General features: G+C 64.2%; 17 protein-coding genes. 9 read left to right on the forward strand and 8 right to left on the reverse strand.

Annotated features, from left to right (window positions below):
• Positions 1 to 112 precede the first annotated feature (112 nt).
• A complete protein-coding gene (locus tag CVS48_RS19010; protein ID WP_006222114.1) occupies positions 113 to 265 on the reverse strand; it encodes a DUF3309 domain-containing protein in 153 nt (50 codons plus the stop codon).
• Between the two features lie 49 nt (positions 266 to 314).
• A complete protein-coding gene (locus tag CVS48_RS29410) occupies positions 315 to 476 on the reverse strand; it encodes a hypothetical protein (RefSeq protein ID WP_167401019.1) in 162 nt (53 codons plus the stop codon).
• A gap of 210 nt (positions 477 to 686) precedes the next feature.
• Between CVS48_RS29410 and CVS48_RS19015 the strand changes: the two genes are divergently transcribed.
• Complete coding sequence (locus tag CVS48_RS19015) at positions 687 to 1,769, forward strand: DNA topoisomerase IB (protein WP_100855798.1); 1,083 nt, start codon at positions 687 to 689, stop codon at positions 1,767 to 1,769.
• Here the strand turns inward: CVS48_RS19015 and CVS48_RS19020 are convergent.
• Positions 1,755 to 2,006 (reverse strand): hypothetical protein, encoded by a 252-nt coding sequence (locus CVS48_RS19020; protein ID WP_100855799.1) that lies wholly within the window; start codon positions 2,004 to 2,006, stop codon positions 1,755 to 1,757. The two genes, CVS48_RS19015 and CVS48_RS19020, sit on opposite strands and share 15 nt — an antisense overlap.
• A 150-nt stretch (positions 2,007 to 2,156) precedes the next feature.
• On the opposite strand from CVS48_RS19020, the gene CVS48_RS19025 reads away from it, so the two are divergent.
• Positions 2,157 to 2,489, forward strand: coding sequence for a four-helix bundle copper-binding protein (locus CVS48_RS19025; protein WP_050444725.1), 333 nt, complete (start codon positions 2,157 to 2,159; stop codon positions 2,487 to 2,489).
• A gap of 76 nt (positions 2,490 to 2,565) precedes the next feature.
• Positions 2,566 to 2,907 (forward strand): ElaB/YgaM/YqjD family protein, encoded by a 342-nt coding sequence (locus CVS48_RS19030; protein WP_100855800.1) that lies wholly within the window; start codon positions 2,566 to 2,568, stop codon positions 2,905 to 2,907.
• 87 nt (positions 2,908 to 2,994) lie between these two features.
• On the opposite strand, the gene CVS48_RS19035 is transcribed toward CVS48_RS19030, so the two are convergent.
• The gene (locus tag CVS48_RS19035; protein WP_100855801.1) at positions 2,995 to 3,183 is read right to left on the reverse strand and encodes a CsbD family protein; all 189 of its coding nucleotides are present in this window, start codon (positions 3,181 to 3,183) and stop codon (positions 2,995 to 2,997) included.
• Between the two features lie 203 nt (positions 3,184 to 3,386).
• On the opposite strand from CVS48_RS19035, the gene CVS48_RS19040 reads away from it, so the two are divergent.
• Positions 3,387 to 4,274 carry an SDR family oxidoreductase gene (locus CVS48_RS19040; RefSeq protein ID WP_100855802.1) on the forward strand — a complete coding sequence of 296 codons (888 nt, stop codon included), beginning with the start codon at positions 3,387 to 3,389 and terminating at the stop codon, positions 4,272 to 4,274.
• 21 nt (positions 4,275 to 4,295) lie between these two features.
• Here CVS48_RS19040 and CVS48_RS19045 read toward each other — a convergent pair whose 3' ends face one another.
• Positions 4,296 to 4,886 carry a hypothetical protein gene (locus tag CVS48_RS19045; protein ID WP_100855803.1) on the reverse strand — a complete coding sequence of 197 codons (591 nt, stop codon included), beginning with the start codon at positions 4,884 to 4,886 and terminating at the stop codon, positions 4,296 to 4,298.
• Positions 4,887 to 5,049: 163 nt separating this feature from the next.
• Here CVS48_RS19045 and CVS48_RS19050 point away from each other — a divergent pair, with 163 nt between their 5' ends.
• Positions 5,050 to 5,319 (forward strand): hypothetical protein, encoded by a 270-nt coding sequence (locus tag CVS48_RS19050; protein ID WP_100855804.1) that lies wholly within the window; start codon positions 5,050 to 5,052, stop codon positions 5,317 to 5,319.
• A gap of 66 nt (positions 5,320 to 5,385) precedes the next feature.
• A complete protein-coding gene (locus CVS48_RS19055; protein ID WP_100855805.1) occupies positions 5,386 to 5,664 on the forward strand; it encodes a DUF378 domain-containing protein in 279 nt (92 codons plus the stop codon).
• A gap of 14 nt (positions 5,665 to 5,678) precedes the next feature.
• Here the strand turns inward: CVS48_RS19055 and CVS48_RS19060 are convergent, their stop codons facing one another.
• Positions 5,679 to 5,900 carry a hypothetical protein gene (locus CVS48_RS19060; RefSeq protein WP_100855806.1) on the reverse strand — a complete coding sequence of 74 codons (222 nt, stop codon included), beginning with the start codon at positions 5,898 to 5,900 and terminating at the stop codon, positions 5,679 to 5,681.
• A 127-nt stretch (positions 5,901 to 6,027) separates the two neighbouring features.
• On the opposite strand from CVS48_RS19060, the gene CVS48_RS19065 reads away from it, so the two are divergent.
• Positions 6,028 to 6,411, forward strand: a complete 384-nt coding sequence (locus tag CVS48_RS19065) for a hypothetical protein (protein WP_100855807.1) — start codon at positions 6,028 to 6,030, stop codon at positions 6,409 to 6,411.
• 13 nt (positions 6,412 to 6,424) lie between these two features.
• On the opposite strand, the gene CVS48_RS19070 is transcribed toward CVS48_RS19065, so the two are convergent.
• Positions 6,425 to 7,807, reverse strand: coding sequence for a sigma-54-dependent transcriptional regulator (locus CVS48_RS19070; protein ID WP_100855808.1), 1,383 nt, complete (start codon positions 7,805 to 7,807; stop codon positions 6,425 to 6,427).
• Positions 7,808 to 8,072: 265 nt separating this feature from the next.
• Between CVS48_RS19070 and CVS48_RS19075 the strand changes: the two genes are divergently transcribed.
• Both CVS48_RS19075 and CVS48_RS19080 read left to right on the forward strand, forming a co-directional pair.
• Complete coding sequence (locus tag CVS48_RS19075) at positions 8,073 to 9,017, forward strand: sigma-54 interaction domain-containing protein (protein WP_100855809.1); 945 nt, start codon at positions 8,073 to 8,075, stop codon at positions 9,015 to 9,017.
• 182 nt (positions 9,018 to 9,199) lie between these two features.
• On the forward strand, positions 9,200 to 10,618 hold the full coding sequence (locus tag CVS48_RS19080; RefSeq protein ID WP_242001220.1) for an RNA polymerase factor sigma-54: 1,419 nt from the start codon (positions 9,200 to 9,202) through the stop codon (positions 10,616 to 10,618).
• Between the two features lie 95 nt (positions 10,619 to 10,713).
• Here the strand turns inward: CVS48_RS19080 and CVS48_RS19085 are convergent, their stop codons facing one another.
• Positions 10,714 to 11,064 carry a hypothetical protein gene (locus tag CVS48_RS19085; RefSeq protein ID WP_100855811.1) on the reverse strand — a complete coding sequence of 117 codons (351 nt, stop codon included), beginning with the start codon at positions 11,062 to 11,064 and terminating at the stop codon, positions 10,714 to 10,716.
• Between the last annotated feature and the right edge of the window lie 57 nt (positions 11,065 to 11,121).

The following is an 11,121-nucleotide window of genomic DNA, read 5'->3' on the forward strand; positions in this document are numbered from 1 at the left end:
TGAGGCCCCACAGGCGCCACTCGCCGTCCAGGCAGCGGCCATTCCTTGCAAAAGCGGGCGGCCCAGCCCGCGCGCGGCGGCGCCGCGCTGGGCCGGGGTAGCCATCAGAACGCTATATGCGCCCCATCAGCAGCATCACGATTAGCACGATCACGACAATGCCAAGCAGGCCGCTGGGGTAGTAGCCCCAGCCTTTACTGTGCGGCCACGCCGGTACAGCGCCGATAAGCAGCAGGATCAGAATGATCAGCAGGATGGTCGACATGATGACTCCTCGTCGTTATTGATTCGAATTCTTGGGTGGCAAGCGGGCATCAGCGCTTAGGCGGCTCAATTTCCCGGACCGGCGGCGACAGCGGCGGCAAGTCCACTTCGGGCTGGTCGGTATCCGGGTCCACCGGCAGGTCTCCCGGTGGCGAGCCAGGCGGAATCGGGTCGGGCTTGGGCGGCACGTGTAGATACTGTGTGGCTTGCATGGCACTCTCCTGTAGAGATCATTCGCGGGTCCCGCCAACTCGCACGGGTCCGAAACAATCGATTCGCGGACATTTGTCGCTGCCCCTCTTCAGCAAGCGCCGTGCCCAAACCTATGCGCTTGTCGGCAATCTCACCCGGGCACGACGCTTGCTTGTGGAGCGCGCGCCCGTTGCACGCGCCCGTTGCACGCGCCAGTTTCCGGAGACCGCATGGACACCCGCACCCTGCTTGCCGACGCGGCGCCCGCCGCCGTTGATCCCCCCTTGGTCTATGTGGACGACACCCTGCCGGGCTATCGCCGGGTGCGCGTCAACGGCAGCACCTTTCATTACCTGGATGCGGACGGCAAGCGTATTACCGATGACGCCGAGATCGAACGCATCCACAAGCTTGCGATACCGCCCGCGTACGAAGACGTCTGGATCTGCCCCCTGCCCCATGGTCATCTGCAAGCCACCGGCCGCGATGCGCGCGGACGCAAGCAATACCGGTATCACCCGTCCTGGGCGGCATTGCGCGATGCGGGTAAATACCAGAACCTGCTTGCCTTCGGGCAAGCGCTGCCACGTATCCGGCGCCGCGTGGCGCGCGACATGGGCGCGCGTGGACTCACGCAGGACAAGGTGGTGGCCACGCTGGTGCGCCTGTTGGAAACGACCTTGATCCGTATCGGCGCGCGCGAATACGCGCGGTCGAACAAATCGTATGGCCTGACCACGCTGACGCGCCGCCACGCCACGGTGGCAGGCAGCAGCTTCCGTTTCCGGTTCGTGGGCAAGAGCGGCGTGCCCCACGACGTCACGGTGCGGGACCGCCGGGTGGCGCGCATCATCAAGCGCTGCCTGGAAATCCCGGGGCAGCAATTGTTCCAATACCTGGACGAAGACGGAGACAAGCGTCCCGTGGACTCGGGCGCGGTGAACGCCTATCTGCGCGCGGCGGGCGATGGCGACTTCACCGCCAAGCACTATCGCACGTGGGCCGGGTCAGTCATGGCCTATGCCGCCTTGCAAGATCTGCCGGCCGACACCGCCACGCAGGCACGCCAAAACGTGGTCGACGTGATCAAGCAGGTGTCCAAGCGGCTGGCCAACACGCCAGCCGTATGCCGCGCCTGCTACGTGCACCCGGCGGTGCTTGAAGCCTATCTACAGGGCGTGTTGCCGCCCAAGGGGCGCGCGCCCGATGGCCCGCGCGGCCTGCATGCCGACGAAAGGCGGCTGCTGGCATTCCTGCGGGATTTGCCGCCGCTGGATGCGCCCGCGCCGCCCCGCGCTTCAGAACAAGTGTGAGCGGGCATTCTTCGCGCGCGGTTGCGGCGCGTCGCCATCCGCCCAATTCGATTCGGTCTGGTTGTCGACCACGGCACGCTTGTCGCGCGCCGCTTCGTCGGGGGTCGAGACGTCTGGTTTGACTGGTTGTTTCGGCACATCGACGGGGCCGCGCGGCGGCAGTATCTTTGCGGTGTCATCGGTGCCGGCCGCCTTGCGGGTGGCGGTGGCGGCTTTCGAAGCGGAGCGGGATTTCATAACGCTGCCTCCTGTCTGGTTTCGAACTTTCATCCTACGGCCGCTGACGCCGCGAAACCGCGGTCAGTATCTTCAAATTGCAAGCGGATGTGCCCGGCGCACGCCGGGCGCGCCTTTGCCGAGCACCATGGGCACTCACAAGGAGATGCAATGCGAGACCCAAACTTCGAGCAATGTGTGCAAGCCTGCTATGAATGCGCGGTGGCTTGCGACCAGTGCGCCGCGGGGTGTTTGGAAACCAACGCCACGCGGATGAAGCGCTGCATCAGCCTGGCCACGGATTGCGCCAGTGTTTGCCGCCTGTGCGCCGCCATGCTGGCGCGCAACGGCGAATTTTCCACCGCGCTTTGTACGCTATGCGCTTTGGTTTGCGATGCTTGCGCCCGCGCTTGCGCCCCATACCAGGACGTGGAGCATTGCCAGATCTGCGCCGGCGCTTGCCTGGCGTGCACGCTGGCTTGCCAGGACATGCTCGAAGCTTGACGCTTCGACACGCCACGCGGCCGCACGGGCAGGCCAGCGTTGGCGCCTACCCCGCCCGACTGCCAGGAGCTTTTCGATGGCCTCTACGAACACCCCTTTTCCTTCCGACTTTCCCGAAAGCGGCCCGGACAATCGTGGGTCGCGCAGCCGCGCGCGCCATCCGGAAAGTTGGATAGATGAGATCGAAGCGACCTTGCGCGACGCCGACCCGAGCGACCTGGACGCACTGAAGGCGCGCCTGGCGGATCAGTTGGCGGCCACCCGGCGCAGCCTGCGCGACGCCTCTGACAACGCTGGCGACCTGATGCGCGAAACGATCGATTGCACGGAAGAATATATCCACGCGCGCCCGTGGCAAGCCATCGGGCTGGTGGCTGGCGCGGCGTTCTTGTTCGGCGTCGTCGTGGGACGCCAGTAACCAAGAACAAGCGCCGCGCCAACTAGGTCCGGGCCGGGTTTGAGCCGAGTTTTGGGCTGGACCCGGACCTAGGTTTCACACCCGGATTCAGGCTTTGCCCTTGGCCCGGTCCTCGGCCTTTTCCTTGGCATCGCCGTAAGCGGCTTGCGTCTTGCCAGCAACCTTCTGGGCCGTGCCCTTCGCCTCGGTGGATGCGCTGCCTGTTGCCTTGCCGGCCACTTCCTTCACCTTGCCGGTGGCTTCCTCGACTCTGCCCTTCACCTGGTCTTTGTTCATGGCTGTCTCTCTTTCATCGCGTTGATGGATTGCCGGCGCAGGGTCTGCGCCGTAGCAATTGCCTCGCAAGCGACGTGCCCAAACCTGCGAAAGGCCGTTAAACAGCCGCCCCGACGTTCCCCCGACGCCACCAAGCAGGAACAAGGTTTGCTCCCTGCCCTGTCAAGGCGCGCGTTCCGCGCCACGCCACAAGGAGCCTAGCCATGAGCAAACCGAAGAACACCGACACGGGCGCCCGCCCGCATCCCACCCCGCCCATGCCCGGCCAGCATCTGGAAAAGCCCGGCAATGAATCGGACATGGTGCTCAAGCCGCAGTACCAGGCGCCGGGTTATGAAGGCAGCGGCAAACTCAAGGGCATGGCTGCCATCGTCACGGGCGGTGATTCCGGCATCGGCCGCGCGGTCAGCGTACTGTTCGCGCGTGAAGGCGCCGACATCGCCGTGGTGTACCTGGACGAGCATGAAGACGCCGAAGAAACCCGCCGCGTGGTCGAAGCCGAAGGCCGGCGCTGCGTGCTGATTCCGGGCGACGTGCAAGACCCCGCCTTTTGCAAGAACGTGGTGGCGCAAGCCGTCAAGGAATTTGGCAAGCTCGACATCCTGGTGAACAACGCCGCCTATCAGCAGCACACCGAGAAACTTACCGAGATCAGCGACGACAAGTGGGACAAGACCCTGCGCACCAACATCACCGGGTACTTCTACATGGCGCGCGCGGCGCTGCCCCACTTGAAGACCGGGGCGTCCATCATCAACACCGGTTCCGTGACCGGCCTGCGCGGCAGCGCCAAGCTGCTGGATTATTCGTCGACCAAAGGGGCTATCCATGCGTTCACGCGCTCGCTGGCCGCCAACCTTGCGTCTGACGGCATACGGGTGAACGCAGTGGCGCCCGGGCCTGTGTGGACGCCGCTGAACCCCGCGGACCAAAGCCCCGAGGCCATCAAGGAATTTGGCAAGAAGACTGACTTGGGCCGGCCCGCGCAACCCGAAGAGATCGCACCCGCCTACGTGTTCCTGGCGGCACCCGTCTGCGCCAGCTACATCACCGGCATCGTGCTGCCCATTACCGGCAGCGCGGGCGACTGATCAAACGACATCACGACAACCTCAAGGCGTGGGCGTGGGCGCCTCGACGGTTTGGGGCGGCGCCAGCGGATCAAAGTCCTGCCACTTGCCGTCACGCCAACGCCCTTGCGCGCGTTCGATGTCATGCCCGCCGGACTCTCGCAGCACACGTCGTGCGTGCGTTTCCTGCTCGGGCGACACATGCAGCGCCAACATGACGCCGGCCTGTCGAACGGCCGGGTGGGAATCCTGCGCCATCGGCGTCACCGAACTCCTGCGTCGGCCTCGACCCACAATCCACATGGCGCCGGCCAATGCGCCGATATACGCGCCCACGCCCGCGGCGGCAATAACAATGAACACGGAGGCCGCTATCTGGGCGGCGATTGCCCCACCTATCAGCGCAAACAACAACCCCAAGGCGGATGCGCCCGCCACCGCGCCGATGTGCCCGCCCTTGGCGTCCGGGTCCGCCAGCCGGTCTCCCCCAATCGGATAGCGGGAATGGCCCCCTGCCGTATTGATATAGAACGTATGGACGTCGTCTTCGGTAAACCCTTCCTTGAATAAATTCTGGGTGGCCACGGAGGCCTGGTCAAACGTGTCGAACCTTGCGGCAACGATCAAAGACATAGCGCTCTCCCGTATGCGGACCTGAGCCGTGCAGCAACTTGCATACCCGCCTGCCTCGGCACGGCGCTTGCTGGGGCACCGGTGCCAGAGCACTGCTGTGCAGCGCTGTCCCAGCGCGGCTCTGCCACTGGGTTTGCCTTTTCACGCCACCCCGGAGACTGCCATGCCCCCGAATTCATTCCCCGACATTCGTACCCCCGACGACAGCGGCCGCCCCGACCTGGGCCCCAGCGATTCGTCCGATTCGGCCAGCGACCTGCCGCCCGGACGGGCCCGCACCGATAGCGACTCGCAGGCGACCGGCGAACGGGAGAGCGTTGATCCCGACCTGCGCGACGACGATGGAGACGACATTGCGCCCGACCACGTCACCGACGCGGACGACGCCGGCGTGGCCCATTCGCCGCCCGACCCGGTCCGCAATGGCGGTTGATCCACACGGCCGTTCACGGGTAGCGCGGACGCCGCCCGAGCCGGCCACCATCGGAGCGAGCCAATCATGAGCATGTCGGGCGAAAGTGAAAATATTTCAGAACATCAAGAAGATTTTTCCGCGCGCTCCGCACCGCGTGCGCGCGAACTTTCCTTGCTGGATTGGACCGCGTTGATCCTGGTGGTGGCGGGCGGCTTGAATTGCGGCCTGATGGCCGCCGTCAATCTGGACGTCTTCGCCAAGGTGTTGCCCGCGACCGCTGTGCGCGGCATTCAAGGCCTGATCGGGCTGGCCGCCCTGCATTGCGTGGTCATGCTGTTCAGATGGGGAGAAGAGCCGGGCTGAACGCCCGGCTCCGTTCAGCTACCCGCGGGACGCGTGCCCGGATACTGGCCGCCCTCTTCGAATTCCGGCCCCTTGGTGTTGGGCTTTTTATCCGCCGGGCGCTTGGCGGGCTGTTCGGCCTCACCATATCCAGGCTTGTCGGCGCCGAACTGGCCGCTGTCGCGCGCCGCTTCCGCTTCATCCTTGGACTCGTTTGCCTTGGATTTTCCCGGGTCCTGCTCGCTGTTTTGTGTCATCTCGTTCTCCGTATCGCGTCATGCGCCGCCTTGTTGCGCAAGCGCCGTGCCCGGCGGCCTGGGAACGCCACTTGCTTGAGCGGCAGTACGTCCACCGCAGTGTGGACTCTACCCCTAGGAGTCAGCCATGAATCTGTCCAGAACCGTTTGCCCCGCTATTGCCTTGTGCCTGTCCGCCCTTGCATTCCAGGCGGGCGCGCAAACGCCCCAAGGCGGCTCCGCACCGTTGCGCACGGACGACCAGATCGACAACCAGTACAAGATGGACAGGAAAGCGTGCGACGCCATGAAGGCCGACCAGAAGGACGTGTGCGAAAAGCAGGCCGACGCCACTCGCGACAAGGCGCGCGCCGACGCCCGGGCGGGCAAGGAAAAGGCTGAAGCCAACCATGACGCCGCCAAGGCCAAGAACGATGCTGATTACAAGGTGGGCAAGGCGAAGTGCGATGCGCTGTCAGGCAACGCACAAGATGCCTGCATGGCGGACCTGAAGACCCGCCACGGCAAGTAGGCCGCTGGCGCGGTCAGGCGGCATTGCGGGAATCGCGCGATCCGGCGTCTTCGCCGGGCAGCACGATTCCGGCGGCCGCGTATTCCTCAAGACGGTTGTAAAGCGTCTTGGGGCTGATGCCCAGCATCAGCGCGGCCTGCTTCTTCACGCCATTGCAGCGTTCGAGCGTGGCCAGGATCAAGCGCCGGTCTGCTTCGGCCAGCGTTTCACCAACCGGCACGCTGACTTCGCTGTTCGCCGCTTCGCCCGCCGGCGACACCTGCGGGGCCAACATGTCCACGCCCAGCACATCGCCATCGGCCATGATGAAGGCGCGGCGCACAAAGTTCTTCAGTTCGCGCACGTTGCCGGGCCACTCGTACTGCTTGAGCGCTTCGGCCGCCTCGGGTGAAAAGGCCTTGTTCTTGCCGGACTCCTGGTTTTGCGCCTGCAGGAAACGGCGCGCCAGGAACAGGATGTCGTCGCCGCGTTCACGCAAGGGCGGCAACTCGATCGGGAATACGCTCAGACGGTAGTAAAGGTCTTCGCGCAGCTTGCCTTCCTGCACCGCCTGTTCGGGATTGCGGTTGGTGGCCGCCACGATGCGGATGTTGCAGTTGATCTCGCGATTCGTTCCCACGCGCATGAACTGGCCCGTTTCAAGCACGCGCAGCAGCTTGACTTGCAGGTCCAGCGGCATCTCGGTCACTTCGTCCAGGAACAGCGTGCCGCCGTCCGCGCGTTCGAAGTAGCCCTTGTGCTGGCGGTCGGCGCCGGTAAAGCTGCCGCGCTCATGCCCGAACATTTCGCTTTCGATCAGGTTCGGTGAAATCGCGCCGCAATTGACGGCAATGAACGGGCGCTGGCGGCGCGTGCTGAGTTCGTGAATGGCATGCGCGGCCAGTTCCTTGCCGGTGCCGCTTTCGCCGATCAACAGCGTCGTGACGTTCGTGGGCGCGACCCGCCCGATCTGGCGATAGAGCTCGACCATGCGCGGCGATTCGCCGTACAGCTTGCCGAAGCGGCCAGGTTCCTCGAACGGCATGCCAGGCAGTTCACCGCCGGCATTGGTCACCACGCGCGTCAGAATTTCATTCAGCCGTTCCATGCAGATCGGCTTGACCAGGAAATCGCTCGCGCCCAGGCGCAGGGCCTGAACCGCGTAGTCGACCGTGCCATGGCCGGTCATCACGACAACTTCGGCGCTGGCCACGGCCGCATTCTTGAAGATGTCCAGGCCGTTGCCACCCGGCAAGCGGACGTCGGTCAACACCAGATCCGGCGCTTGCCGTTCCAGCTGTATCAGCGCATCTTTGATGCTGCCTGCCACTGCAACCGAAAAACCGCTGTCGCGGCCCATTTCGGCCAGTGTTTCCCGGATCGCGTCGTCGTCATCGACGACAAGCAGATGAGGCATAGCTTCTCCGTGTAGACGTGCGAATTGGTGGTGGATATATCGTCACGCATTTATCAATACGAGGATAGACAGTCTCGCCGCATAATGCGTAAAGAATCGATACTGTCCACTAAAGTTTTCGAATACTTGCAACTGGTCGCAATCGCGCGACGGACGCCCCACTACGATTATGCAGTCGCGTTAGGCCCCGGCGGCCCGAGGTAAAAGTATGGCAAATCGCACCACCGCGCGGCGTGACAATGCGCCCGTGTCCCCGGTTACTCGCATGGACGTAACCGGCATGTCTGCCGTCATGCAAAAGTTGGCATCCCAATTGCAACTGGCGGCGGCGACAGACGCCAGCGTCTTCATTGTGGGCGAAAGTGGCTCGGGCAAAGAGATCATTGCCCGCGAGATCCATGACGCCAGCGACCGGCGCGGTGCGCCGTTCGTCGCCGTGAATTGCGGCGCAATCAGCGGCACCCTGGCCCACGCCGAACTCTTCGGCCACGAAAAAGGCAGTTTCACCGGCGCGGTCGCGCAGAACGCAGGCTACTTCGAGTACGCCAGCGGCGGCACCTTGTTCCTGGACGAGGTCACGGAAATGCCACCGGACATGCAGGTGCATTTCTTGCGCGTGCTTGAGGTCGGCACCTATCAGCGCGTGGGCGGCACAGATCTGCTGCGCGCCAATGTGCGCATCATCTGCGCCAGCAACCGCGACCCCGCAGCGTCCGTCGCCGACGGCCGGCTGCGCCAGGATTTCCTGCACCGCCTTTTGGTCATTCCCCTGCGCGTGCCGCCGCTGCGCGAGCGCGGCGACGACGCCGTGATCCTGGCGCAGCAGTTCCTGGATACCCTCAATGCGCGGCACGACACGCAGAAGACATTCTCCAAACGCATGCTGGAGGCCATCGCCCAGCATGACTGGCCGGGCAATGTGCGCGAACTGCGCAATGTCGTGCAGCGCGCCTACATCCTGGCGGATACGCAACTCGAGGCCAACCTGCTCACCCGTCCCCCGGCCACCCAACATGCCGAAATGCGTGAAGGCGCCATGAGTTTCCCTGTAGGCATGCCGCTGGACCAGGCGCAACGCGCCTTCATCCTGGCCACTCTGGCGCATCACGGCGGCGACAAGCGGCGCACGGCGGACACCTTGGGCGTCAGCTTGAAGACCTTGTACAACCGCCTGGACGTCTACGAAAAAGAAGGCTTGGCCGGCGGCTGAGCAGTTCTTACATCCCGCTTGTAATACGGTCGCTGTCCCAGGCGGCTGCCCCGTGTCCGCCCGCCCGCAAAACGGGCTGGCACGGATCTTGCATGAGTCTTGAAAGGTACCGCCCTTTGGCGGCTTTCATTCAGGAGACTCGATTGGGCCACCCCTCGCAAGAATTGCGCCTGCGCCAACAAATGACGCTAGCGCCTCGCTTGCAGCAGTCTGTCAAGCTGCTGCAGATGTCGGCGCTTGAATTCACGACCGCGGTGGAACACGCGCTAGCCACGAACCCTTTTCTTGAAGACGGCGACGAACAGGACAGCGAACCGTCTTCAAACGGCGATGCCATCAAGCCCGGCAATTATGCCGACGCCACCGAGTCCGCCGCCGAGCCTGCCGCTGCCGCACCGGCCTCGGATGCCGACGATCCTATCCCTGACGCGCCCGCCTATTCCGGCGACTACCCGACCCAACTGTCCAGCGGCGGCGATGGCAAGGACATGGGCCAATGGGTGTGCGCCACCGTCTCCATGCGGGAAAGGCTGTCGGCCGATCTAGGCAACTACCACCTGGAACCGCGCGACCGTCTGCTGGCTGAATTCATCATCGACGCCCTGGACGACGACGGCTACCTGCGGGTGCCCTTGACCAGCTTGAGCGACCCCGCCCAATCCGCGTTCAGCCCCCCGCCCGATGAAGGCGAATGGCTCGCCGCCCTGCGCCTGGTACAGCAGTTGGACGCCCCAGGCCTGGCGGCGCGAGACCTGACCGAATGCCTGTCCTTGCAACTGGCCGCCGCGCAATCGGTGGCGCCGGCCGTGCGTGACCTGGCGTTGCGCATCGTGCGCGAACATCTTGATCGCTTGGGTAAAAACGATTCCGTGGGTCTACGACGCCTGTTGGGCGCGTCCGAAGATGCGATCCGCGAGGCCTGCGCCCTGATCCGCAGCCTGAACCCCAAACCGGGCTCGCGCTATAGCGCTGAAGCACCGGTCTATGTGGTGCCGGACGTGTTCGTGGACAAGTGGCATTCACGCTGGCGCGTCCTGCCCAATCGCAATGCCATGCCGCAAGCGCGGCTGCATCGCACCTACGCAGACCTGTTCCGTCGCGCGCGCCTGGATGACCGCAGCCCGATGGCGCAAGAGCTGCAGGAAGCACGCTGGCTGGTGCGTAACGTCGAGCAGCGCTATACGACGATCCAGCGTGTGGCCGAGGCCATCGTCAAGCGCCAGCAGACTTTCTTTGAATACGGTGAAGTGGCGTTGCGTCCGCTGATGCTGCGCGAAGTGGCTGACGATCTGGACATGCATGAATCCACCGTGTCGCGCGCCACTGTCGGCAAATACATGGTGACCCCGCGCGGCGTGTTCGAGTTTCGCCATTTCTTCTCGCGTGAATTGGCGACGGAATCGGGCGGCTCGTGTTCGGCCGCCGCCGTTCGCGCGCTGATCAAGGAAATGGTGGAAGCCGAAGACCCGACCATGCCCTTGTCGGACGTGGCCCTGACCCAGCAACTGGCGGCCAGCGGAATTTTGCTGGCGCGGCGCACCGTGTCCAAGTATCGCGGGCAACTGCGCGTGCCTCCGGCTGAACTACGCAGGCAGCATTAAGACAGCATCCCGTCGGCCGTCCCTGACGGCGAGTTTCCTTTCATGGCTTCAGGCACGTAAAAAAGGCTTCCCTTGGGAAGCCTTTTGCTTGGCGCTTACTTCGAGCCGCCCGTGTTCGGATATCCCGGAGGCGGCGTCGCGCCAGATGCAGGCGTACGCGGCACGTTGTCGTTCGCCTCGCGCTTTTTGTTCGGCATCTGGCCCGAGTGCTTATCCGTAGACATGGTGCCGCTCTTGTCCACCTTGGGGGGCATGGTCCCGGTGGAGGGCGTCTGGTTGGGCGCCGGCGCCATTTGGCCAGGAGGCAGCGGGCGATTGGGTTGCGCGGCGGTCGTGTCGTTCGGCGTGTTGGACGGTGAAGTCGGGGTGGCCGTTTGGGCCATTACCCCGCCAGCGGACAAACCGGCAGCCAATGCGAGAGCGCAAGTCAAAGGACGGAATTTCATAGTCAGACTCCTTAGTGGGAAGTGCACAGATCTATAAGCAATCGCCGTTCCCGGCCT

This window comes from Achromobacter spanius, assembly GCF_002812705.1.
Classification (GTDB): Bacteria; Pseudomonadota; Gammaproteobacteria; order Burkholderiales; family Burkholderiaceae_B; genus Achromobacter; species Achromobacter spanius.